This is a genomic window from Vibrio sp. FF145 (genome assembly GCF_041439075.1).
GTDB classification, from domain to species: Bacteria; Pseudomonadota; Gammaproteobacteria; order Enterobacterales; family Vibrionaceae; genus Vibrio; species Vibrio tasmaniensis_A.
In genome coordinates this window covers 19,497-38,784 of the sequence record NZ_JBGONH010000008.1, presented here as the reverse complement: position 1 = coordinate 38,784, position 19,288 = coordinate 19,497, and the positions used below count along the sequence as shown (strand labels likewise).

Here is a 19,288-nt window from a genome sequence, read left to right as displayed (position 1 = left end):
CTCTTAAAACCTCTTATATTTCTCTTATTCTCTCCATAACTACGCTACATTATTTATATGTTCGGTCTGAAAAGTAGGCTTAGTTATGAGTATCTATAACAAAATTTTAGTTGTCGCAGACATTAATCACGATGAGCAACCTGCTCTAGTTCGTGCTATCCAACTTGCCAAGAAAAGCACATCAACAAGCCACATCACTTTCTTTTTATCGATCTACGATTTCTCGTATGACATGACATCTATGCTCTCTGTCGATGAAAGAGACGCAATGCGTAAAGGCGTAATTCATCAACGTGAAATTTGGATGAATAAAGTGGCGGCTCCTTACCTTGATGATTCTATTGAATTTAACGTGCAAGTGGTTTGGCATAACCGCCCGTATGAAGCGATCATTGCAGAGGTTTACAGTGGCGAGCATGACATTCTAATCAAAGGTACGCGTAAGCACGATACCTTAGAATCTGTCATCTTTACTCCTACCGACTGGCACTTATTGAGAAAATGCCCTAGCCCAGTGCTATTGGTTAAAAATGATTTCTGGCCAGAACACGCGAAGATTTACGCTTCAGTTCATGTAGGCTCTGAAACCGAAGCTCACTTAGAGCTCAATGATACGATGGTCGACAGGTTACTTGAAATCACAGGTCGTTTAGATGCTGAGCCGCTATTGGTAAACGCCTACCCAGTGACACCTGCTAATATCACAATCGAGCTGCCAGAGTTTGACCCAACCTCTTATACTGACGCGGTTCGTGGTCATCACTTAACAGCGATGAAAGCGTTGCGCCAGAAACACGGTATGAGGGAAGAGCAAACTGTTGTTGAGCAAGGCTTGCCAGAAGATGTTATTCCTCGTGTCGCGTCTGAAAACAACGCTGCTATGGTGATTCTAGGTACAACCGGCCGTACTGGATTATCTGCCGTGTTTATTGGTAATACTGCGGAACATGTAATCGACAAGATTAACTGTGACGTACTTGCTCTTAAACCGTCGGGTTACGTCAGTCCACTTGATCCCAATTTGTCTATAGGTTAATACCTTATAGCTGATTTAAAATCATAAAAAAACGCCTCAAGCACTGCTTGAGGCGTTTTTATTTATCTAGAGCTTCCGCCATTCCAAATACAGAATCGCGAATATCTCGTTATACCAATCACAGTAAGTAAGTGATAATAAATAGCGCAGGAAAAATGCTTGAGAACAAGGCAGAAATTTTCGATAAGTAGTTATTCTACAATCAAAATTTCTAACGATGTTATCGAGTGTTTTAACCAGCTAGGATGAACAATTATTTACTACGATTGGTATTATACGTTAGTCACGTCGATGAACATTGACTCATCGATATTTGATGAGGAAATTTCAGCTTCTTCGAATTCGTAGGCCTTGCGATCTTCACTACGGTCTAGTGGAAGGTTTACGAAATCAAACAGTTCTCGGTCAGCCAGTTGGCTTGGACTTACGTTCTGAATTGACTTGAAGATCTTCTCAACACGACCTGGCGTTTTCTTATCCCAATCAATCAACATTGCTTTAATGTTCTGGCGCTGTAGGTTCTCTTGAGAGCCACACAGGTTACAAGGAATGATTGGGAAATCTAGGTGCTCTGCGTATTGGATTAAGTCCGTTTCACGACAATAAGTCAGTGGACGAATAACAACGTTACGGCCATCATCAGAACGCAATTTTGGCGGCATTGCTTTCAAGCGTGCACCGTGGAACATGTTCAGGAACATCGTCTCAACAATATCGTCTAGGTGGTGGCCAAGAGCAATCTTAGTCGCCCCAATTTTCTCTGCAAACGAGTACAAAGTACCACGACGAAGACGAGAACATAGACCACAAGTTGTTTTACCCTCTGGCACTTTCTCTTTAACTACGGAGTACGTATCTTTATCTACGATGTAGTAAGGAATGTTCAGAGTTTCGAAGTACTCAGGAAGAATATGCTCAGGAAAGCCAGGTTGTTTTTGGTCTAGGTTTACGGCAACAACATCGAATTTGATAGGTGCAGCTTCACGTAAACGTAGCAAAATATCTAGCATCGCAAATGAATCTTTACCGCCACTAATGCATGCCATTACTACGTCATTCTCTTCGATCATGTTGTAGTCAACGATGGCATTTCCAACATTTCGTCTCAGACGTTTCTGAAGCTTGTTGAATTCAAGTGTTTCTTTTTTATTTTCGTTTTGGTTCATTGCGACTCTCACACCGTCGTATTACCGACTGTAGATTGCTAGTGGGACTGTTTTAGGGCGTGGATTATACGGATTTTTATTTGATGTTGAAATAGTAACGGCAGGATTAACAAGCTGAGTATTGGAAAGATTCCGCTTCTTTTGAGCTTTAAGCTCTCTAAACGGTTAGATAAACGCGTCTTAACAAATTCGAGGTTTGTATAGTAGACAAAGAAAAGCAGCCTTCTCTAAAAGACCAGGCTGCTTAAGAACTACTTCCTCAAAGCGTAGGGAGTGCTTTTAGCTAGACTTATTGCGCGGGAATGTACGGTAATACGCGAACCGTTGGCTCTGGTAAAGTGATGCTGTCACTTCCATTGAGCTCTTCTAAGGTGAATTTAACACGGCCTTCTTTAATTGGGATCTGTTTACCGTTAGATAGAGCAATGTTGCCTTCAAGCTTGTCATTGAACTCCAACGTTAACCCTTGGATATCAGGTGTGAACCAGCTAGAGAACATGCCGCTGACGTCTTCTAGCATTGCCTGCATCTGTGGTAACAGGCTTTCTAGCTGTGCAACTTCAACATCGCCAGCTAAAGGCTCTTGAGTCATTACAACGAGCGAATATGCACACTCTTGCTCTTGGGTTTGTACAAAGATAAGAGGATTTGCTGAGCGCAGGTTTTGATCTACAGGTAGAAGCAGCTCATTCGCAGGAGATACTTTTAGCTCTTCGTAGTGCTCTTCTTTCTCCATCCAAGCTTTGCTGATGTGACAGGTTTTCTGTGCTTGTTGGTCAACAAAGAACACCGCAACTTTGACATCATCGTGCCCTTCTTTGGTGTTGTTTTTCAGCTGAGTATAGAGTTTAGAATACGTGAACATGTATTCTTGCGCCGAAGCTGGAAGAGAAACCCCAAAACTTAAAGTGGCTAATAAAGCGATAGCTGTCTTTTTCATTATTATAATCTTGTTGAAGTTGAGCGTTTATAAATAGAAAGAGCAGCCAATGAGCTGCTCTTTTGCGATATTGCTTGGTGTCAAATTGACTAAAGAAGTCAATCAAACGGATATCCAAATGAGTTACTTTTCCCAGTATACCTTGTTGTGACGGATCATAGCTTGTAAATCAGTCACATAGTCTGAACCTCGCTCAGAATATTTTAACAAGCCATTGGTCAATTCGGTCGCCGTTTCTTTGGTTAACAGATCATTACCATTTGCTGCCAGTTGCGCACGAATGGCTCTTAAATCTGCATAGGCACGGTTACGATTAAGGTTCATGAAGTAACGGTGTACGGATTCTTGGCTTGAAGAAAATGTTGCTACTTCATGCGAGCTGCCTTCGTTACGTTGTAGCGGAACAAGGCCACAACCTTTGCTGTAACACCAATGTCCGAAATAGTTGTTTGCTTTGGTGGCGAAACGTGATGTCCCCCAAGCCGATTCATTGGCAGCCTGTGTTAATACAAGCGCCTCTGGCAGTACGTTTACGCGACTAAGCATTTCCGTAAGCCAAGCTTGATCTAATCCTGAAGATGGCACTGGCAAGCTGTATAACTTCCCTAGCCTTTTCGCATACGACATGTCTTCTGAATCAATATTCGTAATACCTGATTCAGAGATCTTGGTTAAAAACGCACGCTCTTTGGTGATACGTTTGTTTTCAATCTTGATGCTTGGGCGTAGGAACGAGAAAAACGCGTCTTTTTTCTCGTTTACATCCTTAATAGCAGCAAAATTTGGTGCGCTTGAAGCAACAGTTAAGTCATCAAATTGGTCTGCTGAATTAGAGCTTTGTTCTGTCGTACGTCGCCGTTCTTCTTCTTGGTAAAGGTAAGGGCCAATCAGTGAAATAGAACCCACGATTGCTAGTGTTGTTACTTTGAGCGCAAGAGATTTACTCGCGCTGCCTTTGTCGTTATTACGCATCGAAGACCTGCGGGTTTTTGTTCTTGTTACCATGGCTACTGTTGTTGCCGTTATTGCCGTTATTGTTACCGCCATCGCCATCGCCATCGCCATCGTCATCGCTCATTGGGCGGTCTGATGCAATTATCTTCAGCTTGATGCCAAACATTTCACGGTAAACGATACCTTTCACGTGGAAGAAGAATGGAAGAACGAAGATCAAGCCAATGCCGTATATCATCGCAGCAACGATGAACATCAGCATAACCATTAGGTATATAGACGCGACTACGAAGATCTTCTTATTTACTGCTCTTAGAGAAAGTAACAGCGATTGCATCGGTGGAACTTTTTTATCACAAATCAGCAGAATTGAGTTGCTGAACGCAAGTGAGAAGTAGATAGACAGAAATGGCAGAATCATACCAGCGATGCCTTGAAGCATTAGGCTGAACAAAGTCACTAGAATAACGGGGATCGTAAACTGCAAACCTTTGCCTATGTGGCGCACTTTAGTTTGAAGACCTGCAGCGTGGCTCATTGCCATTAAACAGATGCCGGCATAGATGGGTGCACTGACGACTTCATAGCTAAAATTCGCAATGAAAATCGATTCAACGATCTGGGGTGTAAAGGCCTCAGGGTCGATTACCGTATCTAAGATCACTGCTGGGTCACCAAGTTGCAGCTTTAGTGCGATATAAAAGATAGCCAATTGTACGAACATCAGCGCAACAATCGCAGGGGAAAACGAAAGAAAGTGACTTATCGTATGTTTCCAAGCCTCTTGGAATACAGCCGTTGCTTTGAGCTCATAATCGCCGGAAAGTGCACGGTCGATACTACCGCCCAAATTAAAATCTTTTTCGATGTCGTTGTTCATATTGATACCTAGGTGCGCCAACTAAACGAAGGCACCTAACTTATTGATAAAAAATTACCTTCATTATACCCATATGTCGGATGCAAACTAAAATATGAATCTGTAACAAGGCTTGCTTTTACGTCTTAATGGTTAATAATTAGACACTTGTTAGGGTGTGAACCCAACAAATAACAGTATGGTAAAGGATGTTTACTTTTACCTGCGAATTTTTTTGTCTTCGAAAGATAAAAAATGCTTTGAATTCACGTTTTTGGTGATTATGATGCGCGCCTTAGAGGTGTATAGCAACAGGTCTCAAATAGAACCAAGGTGGAGAAAAACAGACGTTGAACGCTAAAAAATCAGTAGGGAAGCCAGTAGTACAGCTAACTGGCATCAGTAAAAGTTTCGATGGTAAGGAAGTCATCGGCAATCTGGATTTAAACGTAAATCATGGTGAGTTTCTCACGATTTTAGGCCCATCAGGTTGTGGTAAAACAACCGTGCTAAGAATGATTGCGGGTTTTGAAACGGCGGATAGTGGTGAAATACTATTAGCTGGACAGAACGTAACCCAAGTTCCTGCTGAACAAAGGCATGTAAACACTGTTTTCCAAAGCTATGCCCTATTCCCGCATATGACCGTTTTCGATAATGTGGCATTTGGCTTACGCATGCAGAAAGTTCCAAGCAGCGAGATTGAACCTCGTGTAATGGATGCTTTGAAGATGGTGCGCTTAGAGCAAATGGCACAACGAAAGCCACACCAGCTATCTGGCGGCCAACAGCAACGTATCGCAATCGCTCGTGCTGTCGTTAATAAGCCTAAAGTTCTCTTGTTGGATGAATCTCTATCTGCTCTGGATTACAAACTACGTAAACAGATGCAAATTGAGCTGAAACAACTGCAACGCCAACTTGGTATCACGTTCATTTTTGTAACGCATGACCAAGAAGAAGCACTCTCTATGTCCGACCGCATTATTGTTATGCGTGATGGCGTGATTGAACAAGACGGAACACCAAGAGAGATCTACGAAGAGCCTAAGAACCTATTCGTAGCGCGTTTCATTGGTGAAATTAACGTATTCGAGGCGACAGCTAAATCTCGTCAAGATGAAAAGCGCATTGTTGCGACAATCGAAGGTGAAGAGTCCATTATCTATCACGATAAAGACGTAACACCGGGTCAAAAACTGCAAGTATTGCTTCGCCCTGAAGATCTTCGTATCGAAGAAATCAAAGAATCTGAGCAACGCGGTATTGTTGGTTACATTGTCGAGCGAACCTATAAAGGCATGACATTAGATTCAGTCGTAGAACTTGAGTCGGGTATGCGTGTCATGGTTAGCGAATTCTTCAACGAAGATGACCCTGATGTTGATCACTCACTGGGCCAAAAAGTTGCAGTAACTTGGGTTGAGAGCTGGGAAGTGGTATTAGAAGATGAGCAAGAAGTTTAATTTACAAAACGCAATTGTTGCTTTAATCACAGGTTGGTTAGTGCTGTTCGTGATGATTCCAAACATCATGATCATCGGTACTAGCTTCTTAACTCGTGATGAAGCTAACTTGATTGAGATGACCTTTACTCTCGATAACTATGTGCGTTTGGCTGACCCGCTGTATTTTAAAGTGTTGATGCACTCTTTCTATATGGCAATTGTCGCGACCCTACTTTGTTTAATTATTGGTTACCCGTTCGCTTACATCGTGGCAAAAATGCCGGCGAAGTGGCGTCCTATCATGTTGTTCCTAGTGATTGTCCCATTTTGGACTAACTCTTTGATTCGTACTTACGGATTGAAAATTGTACTGGGCACGCAGGGTGTCTTGAACAAAAGCTTGTTAGCGCTAGATATTATTGATAAACCGTTACGTATCATGTACTCAGAAACCGCAGTAATGATCGGTTTAGTCTACATCCTACTTCCGTTTATGATTCTGCCGCTGTATTCAGCGATTGAAAAACTGGATGATACGTATTTAGAAGCGGCTAAAGATTTAGGTGCGAACAAACTGCAAACGCTATTGAAAGTTGTACTGCCACTAACAATGCCCGGCATTATCGGCGGTTGTTTGTTAGTACTACTGCCTGCGTTAGGTATGTTCTATATCTCTGACCTATTAGGCGGAGCTAAGAATCTATTGATTGGTAACGTGATTAAGAGCCAAGTGCTCAACGCTCGAGACTGGCCGTTTGGTGCAGCAACGAGTATCGCACTGACCATGGCAATGGCTGTGATGCTGTATGCCTACTACCGAGCAGGTAAGCTCTTGAACAAGAAAGTGGAGCTAGACTAATGGGTCGCACAGTTAAGTTCAGCTTTATGGCGCTGGTATACGCCTTTCTATACTTGCCTATAATAGTATTGATTGCTAACTCATTTAATGCCAATAAGTTTGGTATGAAATGGGGTGGCTTCACCACGAAATGGTATGACGCGCTGATTAACAACGACAGCCTAATGCAGGCTGCATGGCACTCGATCAACGTAGCCGTGTTCTCAGCAACAGCCGCCACGATTGTCGGGAGCCTTACAGCAGTAGCCCTATTCCGTTACCAATTTAAAGGTAAAGGCATCGTAAATGGTATGCTGTTCATCGTAATGATGTCACCAGATATCGTAATGGCAATTTCGCTTCTTGCGCTATTCTTGGTAATGGGTGTTCAACTTGGGTTTTTTACCCTACTTGCTGCTCACATTACCTTCTGTCTACCGTTCGTTGTGGTAACGGTTTACAGTCGCTTGAATGGCTTTGATGTGAAGATGTTAGAAGCCGCAAAAGACTTAGGCGCGAGCGAATGGACGATCCTAAAACAGATCATATTACCTCTTGCTAAGCCTGCGGTTGCTGCGGGTTGGTTATTGAGCTTCACTCTGTCTTTGGACGATGTGATCATCAGTTCTTTCGTAACCGGTCCAACGTATGAAATCTTACCACTGAAGATTTACTCAATGGTTAAAGTGGGTATCTCTCCGGAGGTCAATGCCCTAGCAACAGTGATGTTAGTGGTATCGTTAATACTGGTGATCATTTCTCAGTTATTAGCAAGAGAAAAAATCAAGTAAGTCTACTACTCTATACAGAGACAGGCTTGGTAAGAAGTTAAGATACTTCAGTTCAAAAAAGTGTTAATCATAAACAGAATGGTCAATTGCCATTCTGTTTTTCTATCTACTGCCTGAGGGCAACGTTTAGTTTGGAGCTAACGTCAATGAAAAAATGGGCTACTCTATTAGCTGGTAGTGCATGTGCGCTTTCAATGTTATCTGCACCGTCTTTTGCGAAAGATAACAAAGAATTGGTATTCATGAACTGGGGACCTTACATCAACAGTGAGATCCTAGAACAGTTCACCGATGAAACTGGCATCAAAGTGATTTACTCGACTTACGAGTCGAACGAAACCTTGTATGCAAAGCTAAAAACACACAACAAAGGCTATGACTTGGTTGTGCCGTCGACTTACTTCGTATCTAAGATGCGTGACGAAGGTATGCTACAAAAGATCGACAAAACGAAGCTGAACAACTTCAAAAATCTAGATACTAATTACCTAGATAAGCCGTACGATCCAAGTAACGACTACTCTATTCCACACGTAGTTGCGATCACAGGTCTTGCTGTTAACACTGACATGTATGACCCAGAAGATTTTCAAAGCTGGGCTGACTTATGGAAGCCAGAGCTTGAAGGTCAGTTGATGATGATGGATGACACGCGTGAGGTGTTCCATATCGCACTACGTAAGTTAGGTTACTCTGGTAACACAACAGACGAGAAAGAGATCGACGAAGCATACGCAGAGCTGAAAAAGCTGATGCCTAACGTTCTAGTATTTAACTCAGATAACCCTGGCGCGCCATACATGTCTGGTGAAGTTGGCCTTGGTATGCTGTGGAACGGCTCTGCTGCCGCTGCGCAGAACGAAGGTCTACCAATCAAATTAGTTTTCCCTAAAGAAGGCGGTATCGGTTGGGTTGATAACTTTGCTATCAGCTCTGGTGCAACAAACGTAGAAGCGGCTCACAAGATGATCGACTTCTTACTTCGCCCAGAAATCGCAGAGCAGATCTCTCGCGATACTGGCTACCTAACGGCTGTTAAAGCGTCTAACGAGAAGTTCAAAGACAGCCCAGCTCTGTTCCCGTCTCAAGAAGATCTTGACCGTGTCGAATGGCAAGCTGCGGTTGGCGACAAGACAGTGAAGTACGAAGATTACTTCATGAAGCTTAAAGCCGGTCAGTAAGCGAGTTAGTCATCTTGTACTCTGGTGAATAGACGCTAATAAGTCATTCTCTTGCTAAACAAGGCTAGTCAGATAATCAACAAGTTAAAAATAAGAATATCAATCAATAGGCAGCTTAGGCTGCCTATTTTGTTATATCACTGCTATAATCTAGCGCGATTTTTAGAAATCATTTTACTTTGGGTTCACTACCCAGCTCCAAATCAAACAAATGAACGGAACAGTAATGAAAAAAACACTGTATACCGGCGCATTGTGTGCTGCTACTTTACTTTCTACACCCTCTTTCGCAGCTGACCAAGAATTGTATTTTTACAACTGGTCTGAATATATTCCAAATGAAGTACTAGAAGACTTCACCGAAGAGACGGGCATTAAAGTTTATTACTCAACCTATGAGTCTAACGAAAGCATGTACGCTAAGTTAAAAACTCAAGGTACGGGTTACGACTTAGTGGTTCCTTCTACTTACTTCGTTTCTAAGATGCGTAAAGAAGGCATGCTTCAAGAGCTTGATAAAACTAAGCTAAGCCACTTTGCAGATTTGGATCCAAACTACCTAGATAAGCCTTTTGACCCAAGTAACAACTACTCAATCCCATACATTTGGGGTGCGACGGGCATTGGTATCAACTCAGATATGCTAGACAAATCTTCAGTGAAAAACTGGGGCGACCTGTGGGATACACAGTGGGAAGGTCAGCTGATGATGATGGATGACTCTCGTGAGGTTTTCCATATCGCTTTATCTAAACTGGGTTACTCTCCAAACACAACCAACCCAGAAGAAATCAAAGAAGCGTACGAAGAACTTCGTAAGCTGATGCCAAACGTATTGGTATTTAACTCTGATTTCCCAGCGAACCCTTACCTAGCCGGTGAAGTGTCTCTTGGTATGCTTTGGAACGGCTCTGCTTACATGGCTCGCCAAGAAGGCGCGACGATTGACATTATCTGGCCAGAGAAAGGTGCTATCTTCTGGATGGACAGCCTAGCAATTCCTTCAGGTGCTAAGAACATCGAAGCCGCTCATAAGATGATCGATTTCCTTCTTCGCCCAGAGAACGCAGCGAAAATTGCTCTAGAGATCGGCTACCCGACGCCAGTTAAAACGGCTTACCCTCTTCTTCCAAAAGAATTTGCTGAAGACAAGAACGTTTTCCCACCACAAGCAGTGATGGATAATGGTGTATGGCAAGATGAAGTCGGTGAAGCGAGCGTTATTTATGACGAATACTTCCAGAAACTTAAAGTAGACAACTAACTTGTTAATAAAGCTAAGTTGTTGGTAAGATGTTAAATAAAGCGGCGTAGGCCGCTTTATTTTTATCCAGAATTTATATAGGATAAAACAAACAATACGGAGTGCGATTATATATGCAGGCAAACCCTCTTCTGTTAGTTGTGACTTTTATGCTTTTAGCGTCACTTTTGATGCTTGGCCTGAGTTCATTTATTCATATTGATTCAAACTATGATTTGTTTTTCGAAACAAATACCCTCGTGATCATAATTTACATTTATTATGTTGCGCGTCATTCAATTCGCCCTCATAAAATCCTTCGCTACGGTGCGTTATTACTTATTTTCAACCTGTTTTATGACGTGTCAACCGAGCTTAAATACCTTGATGAGTGGGCCGACCAGAATGAACTTATTGATACCTTCTTGGAAGACGGGTTGTTACAAATAGCATTTTTATTGATCGCTTTTGGAATTACTGAATTGACTGGCAAGATCAAAGAGCAAGGTAAACGGGATGAGCTTACGGGCTTGTACAACCGTAAGAAGCTTGACGCGATCAAACTTGAAAAATTCGAGCTCATTTACTTCGACTTAGACGGCCTAAAAGCGACAAATGACCTTAAAGGTCACAAAGTCGGAGACTTAATGATTGTCCGCTTCTCGCAGGCCCTGAGGCAAACGGCTCTGGAAGATGAAATGGTGTTTAGAGTTGGTGGTGATGAGTTTGTCGCAACCACTCAACTCGGTCGTGGAGGTGAGTTTGTCAGCCAAGTAAGCAACCTACTTCATGGAGAAAACATCAATTTTTCTTACGGTATCGAAGTGACCAGTCGAGATAATTTTAGACAAGCACTTATTGAATCCGATAAGGCGATGTACGAAATGAAAAAAGCCCAGCGCCCAGCTCAAAACTCTTGGTGCGTGTCCTGTCCAAACCTAGAGACACCAAGGCAAACAGACGACTAGATCTTCATCTGAATGAATGTCAGTTTGCCACTAATAGCAAATAACGGTTGGCTGGCAACTATTTCTAAAATCCCACTCTTAAACCGGTTAATAGACTTATTAACCGGTTTAAGCTTCAGGCCGTTAGAGCTCCCTTCTCTGAGTACAATAGCTCACTAACTAGTTTAGGAACTTCGACACTCGCTTTACCGTAGCGTTTCTCTTCAAACTCACTTTCAACCGCACTGGGTTCGAGGTTTATCTCTATAGTATGCGCACCATGCATCTTCGCATCATGAACAAACCCTGCAGCAGGATAAACAACACCTGAAGTTCCGATAGAGATAAACAAGTCCGCTTCTTCTAACGCTGAATAGATGTCGCCCATTCTTAACGGCATTTCCCCGAACCACACAATATGAGGGCGCATTTGCGCGGGAATCTGACAACAGTGACAAAGTTGACCGGTTTCGATGTCATCTTTGTGTTCGATAACTTGATTTGATTCACTGCAACGTGCTTTTAAAAGTTCACCGTGCATGTGGATAATGTTTTTGCTACCGCCTCTCTCGTGCAGATTGTCGATATTCTGAGTGATGATTGTTACTTTGCCATCAAGTTTATCTTCAAGCTCACCTAGCGCCTTGTGGGCTGAATTGGGTTGAATGCTCTCACCTTGTAAACCGTGGCGACGCTTGTTATAGAAGGCTTGAACCAAGTCGGGATCTTTTGCAAACCCTTCAGGGGTCGCGACATCTTCGATTTTATGGTTTTCCCATAGCCCGTCTTGTGCTCGGAATGTTTGAATCCCCGACTCCGCGGAGATGCCGGCGCCAGTAAGAATTACGATATTTCTATATGGGAAATGCATACAACGTCCTTTTAGATATGTCACTTTGTAACAGCTTAGCACTGTTCAAATTCCAACAATAGTTTTAGGGATTAGACCATAGTCTTAGGCAACTGAATTCATTGGCTATTTGTGACATAACTCGCTTGATAGCTGTGACCGTTCTTGCGCAAACTCTGTGTTTTGTTATTCATAGAAACAAAAAAGCGACCGAAGCCGCTTAGTTCTGTTTAACTGTTATGTACTCGATGAGTTTAAAACTCATCGCAGCAACTAGTATTAGTCTTCGTTGATAGAAGAGATCTTATGGATTGAAAGATCCGCACCGTTGAATTCGTCTTCTTCACTTAATCGTAAGCCAGTAAGCTTGCTCAGTACGCCGTAAACAATCAAAGCGCCAATCAGTGCGACTGCAATACCTGCGAGTGTACCAACCACTTGAGAAGCAAAGCTTACACCGCCTAAGCCCCAGAATGTTTGCGAACCGAAAATACCCGCAGCAATGCCGCCCCAAGCGCCACATACGCCGTGTAGAGGCCATACACCCAATACATCATCAATCTGTGTTTTGTTTTGCATGTACGTGAACAGGTAAACAAACAATGCGCCTGCCACGCCGCCAGTTACTAACGCACCTAATGGGTGCATTAAGTCTGAACCCGCACAAATAGCGACGAGACCAGCCAAAGGGCCGTTATGGATAAAGCCTGGGTCATTCTTACCAGCAACAAGCGCCGCAAGGATACCGCCAACCATTGCCATTAGTGAGTTCATCGCCACCAAGCCGCTGATGCCATTGATCGCTTGAGCAGACATCACGTTAAAGCCAAACCAACCCACACATAAGATCCAAGAACCGAGAGCTAGGAAAGGAATGTTCGATGGTGCGAAGTTAGTATGTTTACCCGCGCGGATGCGACCTTTACGCATGCCTAGGAAGTAAACCGCGACTAATGCAATCCAACCGCCGACACCGTGAACCACGACTGAACCCGCGAAGTCATGGAATCCATAGCCAAACTGATCTTCTAACCAGTCTTGGAAGCCAAAATTACCGTTCCAGATGATCCCTTCAAAGAATGGGTAAACAAAGCCTACGGTGAACAGTGTTGCGATGAGTACTGGATAGAAACGAGCACGCTCAGCGATACCACCGGAAACAATCGCTGGAATTGCCGCTGCGAAAGTCATTAGGAAGAAGAATTTAACCAGCTCGTATCCATTACCTTGCGATAGGGTTTCAGCGTCAGCAAAAAAGTGAGCGCCGTAAGCAACCCAGTAACCGATGAAGAAATAAGCGATGGCGGATACACCAAAGTCGGAAAGGATTTTAACCAGCGCGTTGACTTGGTTCTTCTTTCGCACGGTACCGACTTCGAGAAAAGCAAAGCCTGCATGCATCAGGAAGACCATGATTGCGCCAAGTAGTAGGAATAAAGTATCTGAACTTTGGGTAAGGGTTTGTACTGCACTATGAACTTGAGTCACCGTTTCACTCATTAAAGCATTCTCCTTCGCTTTATCTGATTTGCACTGATATCGTGCGATTCAATGTTGTAATTAATTAAAGACTCAACAGTAAACGCAAGATGTGTTCCAAGTGTGAGCAGTAATTCTCGTGCAACAAGCTTCAACTTTAAGCCATTGATTATTAGAGTTTAAATATTTACGTGCACTTTTATGGTTATTAAAAATCGAAAAAACAACCACGACAATTGCACCAAATAAGGGAGTTGCACCATATTGAAGCGGTCAATAAGAAGATTCTGATCCAGAGTCTTAAAAACAAAAAGCCCAGTGAAATTGAATCACTGGGCCTTCTTTAGAGATGTCGTTAACGTGTTAGCGTTACAGGTTTGGTCCTGTCGACGGGTTTTGCGGTAGGTTTTGACTTAAACGCTGCATACCCTGAGACATGCGGATAAACCAAACCACAATCGCCACACCACCGAACAACATGCCCACATATGGAATGTAGTAAGCGATGTCATCGATAATATGGTTTTGATACCAGTAATCGTTCACACCAATTAACACGCCGTTTGAGGTTGCTACCGTGACGATAAGCACAACAAAGAACGTCAGATTCAAGAAGAACGAGCGAATCAAGCCGTAGTAATGGGTATCCACTACTTCGCCGTCTTCGCCTTTATCTAAACGATAGCCCGCGTAGATAATGGCAATCACACCAGAGAGAAGACAAGTAAATGGTGTAAAGCAGCTTAGGATGTAAGCAACCCAAATACCCTTATGAGGTTTGTTCATTCTTATTCACCCCTTCCATTTTCTCTGTTGCTACGTTAGCGCTTTGTTCAACGCCGTTTTTCTCTTGTTCCATCACTTCTTTGTACCAAAGGTCATGGTGTTCTTTAGCCCAGGTTTCATCGACTTCGCCTGTTACCATACCTTCTAGTGCGCCTTCCATACCGAACAAACCAATATAGATGTGGAACACAAAACCACAGATAAGGATCAGAGCAGCAAGCATGTGGACTAGGTTTGAAAGCTCCATATCACGTCGTGTTTGGCCAAAGATTGGGAAATCTAAAACCAAGCCACTGATCGCAGCGACACTACCCATTACAATCAATAGCCAGAACAGCGCTTTTTCACCCGCGTTCGAAAACTCTGCCGATGGATGAGAACCTTTGTGTTTCCCTACCATGCCGCCTAGTTTGATGAACCACTGAATATCGACCATTTTGAAGATCGACTTGCGCCACCACTTGATAAGAACAGCCATCAATAGCACATAGAAAATCGGGCCGATGTAGTTGTGGTATTGCTTCGCCAATAGAACGATAAAGCCCCAAAGGTCAGTTGGAATATACGGCTTCAAAAAGTGCTTGCCGTAAACCAACATCAAACCACTGAACGCGAGCGTTAAGAAAGTAAACGCCATGCTCCAGTGCAACGCACGATCCAGTCGAGACCAACGCTTGATCTTACGGCCAGTTCTTGGCGCACTCAGCATTAATGGGCCAATCACAACGTACATTAGAGTAACGAAAGCAATACTGCCAAAGATAGCGACGGCACCGGCTGGCGACATCCACTTCTCTTTCAATATGTACCACGTTTGCCCGGGCGTACTGATTAACACACCGTGCTCAGCAGATTGAGATGTGGTGTAACCTTCCTCACCGTTTCTTACTTGTCGCCAAAAATCAGCGCCAGCAAGTTGTGTGATTTCTCTTTCAGCAGAGCTCGATTGAGTTTGTGATGAGTTCGTCTCAGATGCATGACTCAAAGGAGACAGCATTGTTAGTGCTGCCAACATCGGCAGCACAACAAGGAAGAGACGCTTAAACATTGTAAGCATATGTCTCTCCTAACTAGCTCTTCATCGCATCGTAAGAAAGGTCGTTGCCGTCTGTCCAACCAGCACCTTTCGCACCGCGTTCTACAACACGCTGACGGAAGATATCAGAGACTTGCTCAGCATCACCTGCAAGCAGCGCTTTTGTTGAACAAAGCGAAGCACACATTGGTAGCTTACCTTCAGCAATACGGTTCGCACCGTACTTCTGACGCTCTTCCACAGAACCAGGTTCTGTTTCAGGGCCGCCAGCACAGAAGGTACATTTGTCCATTTTACCGCGCTCACCAAAGGCTTCCTGTTTAGGGAATTGAGGTGCGCCAAACGGACAAGCAAACAAGCAGTAACCACAACCGATACATAGATCTTTATTGTGAAGTACGATGCCGTCTTCTGTATGTTCAAAACAGTCTGCTGGGCAAACTGCCATACAAGGGGCATCAGTACAGTGCATACATGCGACTGAGATAGAGTTTTCACCCGGTTCACCATCGTTCAGTGTCACAACGCGGCGGCGTTGAATACCCCACTCCAGAGCATCATCATTTTCGTTCTTACATGCAGTGACACAACCGTTACATTCGATACAACGTTTGGTGTCACAAAGAAATTTCATTCTAGCCATTTTAAGACTCCTTACGCTTTACGAATATTACAAAGGGTTACTTTCGTTTCCTGCATCAACGTGACAGGGTCGTAACCATATGTGGTTGCTGTATTGGCAGCTTCGCCAATAACGTAAGGATCAGAGCCTTCTGGGTATTTAGAACGTAAGTCTTCACCTTCAAACTTACCACCGAAGTGGAACGGCAAGAACGCTAAACCCGGTTTAACACGACGAGTAACCATCGCTTTCACCTTGATGCGGCCTTTCTCAGCACCTTCAACCCAAACATCATCGCCATCTTTGAAGCCAATGTCGTTTGCGTCTTTCGGGTTCACTTCAACAAACATCTCTTGTTGTAGTTCCGCTAGCCATGGGTTTGAACGTGTTTCTTCACCACCACCTTCGTACTCAACCAGACGACCAGAAGTCAGAATGATTGGGTATTCAGCAGACTTGTCTTGGTCTTGAATTGATTTGTACAACGTAGGAACACGGAAGATTGCTTCCTTGTCATCCCATGTTGGGTAGTCTGCAACAAGATCACGACGTGGCGTGTAAAGTGGTTCACGGTGCAGTGGTACGCGGTCTGGGAATGTCCAAACAATCGCACGCGCTTTCGCATTACCAAACGGGATACAACCGTGTTTGATAGCCACACGCTGGATACCACCAGAAACGTCAGTCTTCCAGTTCTTACCTTCCGCTGAAGCTTTCTCTTCTGCGGTTAGATCGTCCCACCAACCCAGTTGTTTCAGCAGTTTGTCACTGAATTCTGGGTAACCGTCTTTGATTTCGCTGCCTTTTGAGTAGCTGTCTTCAGCTAATAGACTTTGACCTTCAAATTCGACACCGAAACGAGTACGGAAGTTACCGCCGCCCTCAGCAACCGGTTTAGACGTATCGTAAAGGATATGCGTACCTGGGTGTTTCATCTCTGGGTTGCCCCAGCATGGCCAAGGAAGACCGTAAGTCTCGCCATTCGCTGGGCCGCCTTCTGCAGCAAGCGTTGTTTTGTGGAACGTGTGCCAGTTTTGCTGGTGTTCTTTCAAACGTTCTGGGCTTTGACCTGTATAGCCGATCGTCCACATACCTTTGTTGAATTCACGAGTGATGTCTTCAATCAACGGTTGGTTGTTCTCAACACGGATGTTTTTGAACAGTTGATCAGAGAAACCAAGCTTCTTAGAAAGAAGGTACATGATTTCGTGATCAGGCTTAGATTCGAACAGAGGATCAACAACCTTGTCGCGCCACTGTAGAGAACGGTTTGATGCCGTTACGCTGCCGTAGGTTTCAAATTGAGTGGTTGCTGGAAGCAAGTAAACGCCATCTGTGCGATCGTTCATCACTGCTGCAACTGTTGGATATGGGTCAACGATAACCATCATATCCAGCTTCTGCATCGCCTTCTTCATCTCTGGACCACGAGTCTGAGAGTTCACCGCGTGACCCCAGTAGAACATGGCACGGATGTTTTCGCGCTGACGGATCTTGTCTTTGTCTTCAAGTACGCCATCAACCCAACGAGATACAGGAATACCTGCACTGTTCATTGGTTTTTGACCGCCGTATGCGTTGTCGTCGAAACGTCCTTTCACCCAGTCAAAATCGATGTCCCAAACTTTAGACCAGTGGCGCCAAGAACCTTCAGACAAGCCGTAGTAACCTGGAAGTGTGTCAGACAGTACGCCAAGGTCAGTTGCGCCTTGTACATTATCGTGACCACGGAAGATGTTTGCACCGCCGCCTGATTTACCGATGTTACCTAGCGCAAGCTCAAGTACACAGTAAGCTCGTGTGTTGTTGTTACCCGTCGTGTGTTGAGTACCACCCATACACCAAACGATACAACCTGGACGGTTCTCAGAAAGCAGTTTTGCTGTGTGGTAAACGTCTTCTTCGCTTACGCCTGTTACGCGTTCAACTTCTGCTGGGCTCCACTTCGCGACTTCTTCACGGATCTCGTCCATGCCAAATACACGTTGGCGGATGAATTCTTTGTCTTCCCACTTATTAGCAAAGACATGCCATAGCACACCCCAGATAAACGCAACGTCTGACCCCGGGCGTAGAGAAACATAGTGATCAGATTTCGCAGCCGTACGCGTACGACGAGGATCTGCCACAACGATCTTACAGTTGTTCTTCTCTTTCGCGATTAGGATGTGCTGCATTGCTACTGGGTGAGCTTCTGCAGGGTTTGAACCAATGAACAGCATCGATTTACAGTTGTGCATGTCATTGAACGAGTTTGTCATCGCACCGTAACCCCAAGTGTTTGCAACACCGGCTACTGTGGTTGAGTGACAAATACGCGCTTGGTGGTCAACGTTGTTTGTTCCCCACAAAGACGCCATCTTACGGAATGCGTAAGCTTGCTCGTTACTGTGTTTTGCACTACCTAGGAAGTAAACCGAATCAGGGCCAGACTCTTTACGAAGTTCTAGTGCCTTGTTACCGATCTCTTCAATCGCTTGTTCCCAAGAAAGCTTCTTCCACTTACCGCCTTCCAATTTCATTGGGTACTTAAGACGACGCTCACCGTGGCCGTGTTCACGCAGAGCTGCACCTTTAGCACAGTGTCCACCAGCGTTGAATGGGTGATCGAATGCAGGCTCTTGACCCGTCCAAACACCGTTTTGAACTTCAGCGTAAATACCACAACCCACAGAACAGTGAGAACAGATAGTGCGTTTCACTTCTGTTTTTGCTTCAGGATCGACTGACTTAGCTTGCGCCTTTTTCATCATGCCTGGAGCGAATAGACTTGCGCCTACTACCGCGCCACCAGCTGCTAATGAGGTGTTTTTCATGAAGGCACGTCGAGACACACCCAGTTGATTGGTTTCTTTGCTCACACTATCGGAGCGTTTGACAAGTTTCATCCGTTATCTCCTAAAGTGTGTCGTAGTAATCGCGAATATGTTGCGTTTCACGATAGCCCGTCTTCTTCACGTCTTCTTTCGGCATTTCAACCGTTTCTGAAGCAGTTGCCACTTTCGTTGTACCAGCGACAACGGCACCAGCAACGGCTGCAGTCGTTAAACCTTTGAGTAAGTCTCTACGGCTTGTATCTATTTCTTTGTTATCTTTCATCATTGCTTCCTTA

General features: G+C 44.2%; 18 protein-coding genes. 7 read left to right on the top strand and 11 right to left on the bottom strand.

Features of this window, described 5'->3' with window-relative positions:
- Positions 1–85 precede the first annotated feature (85 nt).
- On the top strand, positions 86–1,036 hold the full coding sequence (uspE, locus tag ACED42_RS04925; protein ID WP_371701681.1) for a universal stress protein UspE: 951 nt from the start codon (positions 86–88) through the stop codon (positions 1,034–1,036).
- Between the two features lie 272 nt (positions 1,037–1,308).
- Here uspE and ttcA read toward each other — a convergent pair whose 3' ends face one another.
- The 4 genes from ttcA to ACED42_RS04905 form a co-directional block, all read right to left on the bottom strand.
- Positions 1,309–2,202, bottom strand: a complete 894-nt coding sequence (gene ttcA / locus ACED42_RS04920; RefSeq protein WP_009846716.1) for a tRNA 2-thiocytidine(32) synthetase TtcA — start codon at positions 2,200–2,202, stop codon at positions 1,309–1,311.
- A 289-nt stretch (positions 2,203–2,491) separates the two neighbouring features.
- A complete protein-coding gene (locus ACED42_RS04915; RefSeq protein ID WP_017103169.1) occupies positions 2,492–3,142 on the bottom strand; it encodes a DUF2987 domain-containing protein in 651 nt (216 codons plus the stop codon).
- A gap of 123 nt (positions 3,143–3,265) precedes the next feature.
- Positions 3,266–4,114: a glucosaminidase domain-containing protein gene (locus ACED42_RS04910; protein WP_371701679.1), complete on the bottom strand. Its 849-nt coding sequence runs from the start codon at positions 4,112–4,114 to the stop codon at positions 3,266–3,268.
- On the bottom strand, positions 4,107–4,976 hold the full coding sequence (locus ACED42_RS04905; RefSeq protein ID WP_371701677.1) for a hypothetical protein: 870 nt from the start codon (positions 4,974–4,976) through the stop codon (positions 4,107–4,109). The genes ACED42_RS04910 and ACED42_RS04905 overlap by 8 nt, the downstream gene beginning before the upstream one ends.
- 329 nt (positions 4,977–5,305) lie before the next feature.
- Here ACED42_RS04905 and potA point away from each other — a divergent pair, with 329 nt between their 5' ends.
- From potA to ACED42_RS04875, 6 genes are all read left to right on the top strand, one after another.
- The gene (gene potA, locus ACED42_RS04900; RefSeq protein ID WP_017097861.1) at positions 5,306–6,421 is read left to right on the top strand and encodes a spermidine/putrescine ABC transporter ATP-binding protein PotA; all 1,116 of its coding nucleotides are present in this window, start codon (positions 5,306–5,308) and stop codon (positions 6,419–6,421) included.
- A complete protein-coding gene (potB, locus tag ACED42_RS04895) occupies positions 6,405–7,262 on the top strand; it encodes a spermidine/putrescine ABC transporter permease PotB (RefSeq protein ID WP_017059630.1) in 858 nt (285 codons plus the stop codon). Before potA ends, potB begins: the two co-directional genes overlap by 17 nt.
- Entirely contained in the window at positions 7,262–8,032 is a 771-nt protein-coding gene (gene potC / locus ACED42_RS04890) for a spermidine/putrescine ABC transporter permease PotC (protein WP_004733706.1), read from the top strand. Before potB ends, potC begins: the two co-directional genes overlap by 1 nt.
- A 146-nt stretch (positions 8,033–8,178) precedes the next feature.
- Positions 8,179–9,213, top strand: coding sequence for an extracellular solute-binding protein (locus ACED42_RS04885; protein WP_371701674.1), 1,035 nt, complete (start codon positions 8,179–8,181; stop codon positions 9,211–9,213).
- Between the two features lie 226 nt (positions 9,214–9,439).
- Positions 9,440–10,477: an extracellular solute-binding protein gene (locus ACED42_RS04880; RefSeq protein ID WP_371701672.1), complete on the top strand. Its 1,038-nt coding sequence runs from the start codon at positions 9,440–9,442 to the stop codon at positions 10,475–10,477.
- Positions 10,478–10,578: 101 nt separating this feature from the next.
- A complete protein-coding gene (locus tag ACED42_RS04875) occupies positions 10,579–11,424 on the top strand; it encodes a GGDEF domain-containing protein (RefSeq protein WP_371701670.1) in 846 nt (281 codons plus the stop codon).
- A 115-nt stretch (positions 11,425–11,539) separates the two neighbouring features.
- On the opposite strand, the gene cobB is transcribed toward ACED42_RS04875, so the two are convergent.
- From cobB to ACED42_RS04840, 7 genes are all read right to left on the bottom strand, one after another.
- Positions 11,540–12,274 carry a Sir2 family NAD+-dependent deacetylase gene (gene cobB / locus ACED42_RS04870; protein WP_371701668.1) on the bottom strand — a complete coding sequence of 245 codons (735 nt, stop codon included), beginning with the start codon at positions 12,272–12,274 and terminating at the stop codon, positions 11,540–11,542.
- Between the two features lie 258 nt (positions 12,275–12,532).
- Positions 12,533–13,753 (bottom strand): ammonium transporter, encoded by a 1,221-nt coding sequence (locus tag ACED42_RS04865; RefSeq protein ID WP_371701666.1) that lies wholly within the window; start codon positions 13,751–13,753, stop codon positions 12,533–12,535.
- 348 nt (positions 13,754–14,101) lie between these two features.
- Positions 14,102–14,518, bottom strand: coding sequence for a hypothetical protein (locus ACED42_RS04860; RefSeq protein ID WP_371701664.1), 417 nt, complete (start codon positions 14,516–14,518; stop codon positions 14,102–14,104).
- On the bottom strand, positions 14,502–15,575 hold the full coding sequence (locus ACED42_RS04855; protein ID WP_135382572.1) for a formate dehydrogenase subunit gamma: 1,074 nt from the start codon (positions 15,573–15,575) through the stop codon (positions 14,502–14,504). Before ACED42_RS04855 ends, ACED42_RS04860 begins: the two co-directional genes overlap by 17 nt.
- 13 nt (positions 15,576–15,588) lie before the next feature.
- On the bottom strand, positions 15,589–16,197 hold the full coding sequence (gene fdh3B / locus ACED42_RS04850) for a formate dehydrogenase FDH3 subunit beta (RefSeq protein ID WP_010440854.1): 609 nt from the start codon (positions 16,195–16,197) through the stop codon (positions 15,589–15,591).
- A gap of 11 nt (positions 16,198–16,208) precedes the next feature.
- Positions 16,209–19,064, bottom strand: coding sequence for a formate dehydrogenase subunit alpha (locus ACED42_RS04845; protein ID WP_009846730.1), 2,856 nt, complete (start codon positions 19,062–19,064; stop codon positions 16,209–16,211).
- Between the two features lie 10 nt (positions 19,065–19,074).
- Positions 19,075–19,275, bottom strand: coding sequence for a twin-arginine translocation signal domain-containing protein (locus tag ACED42_RS04840; RefSeq protein ID WP_029222953.1), 201 nt, complete (start codon positions 19,273–19,275; stop codon positions 19,075–19,077).
- Positions 19,276–19,288: the final 13 nt, after the last annotated feature.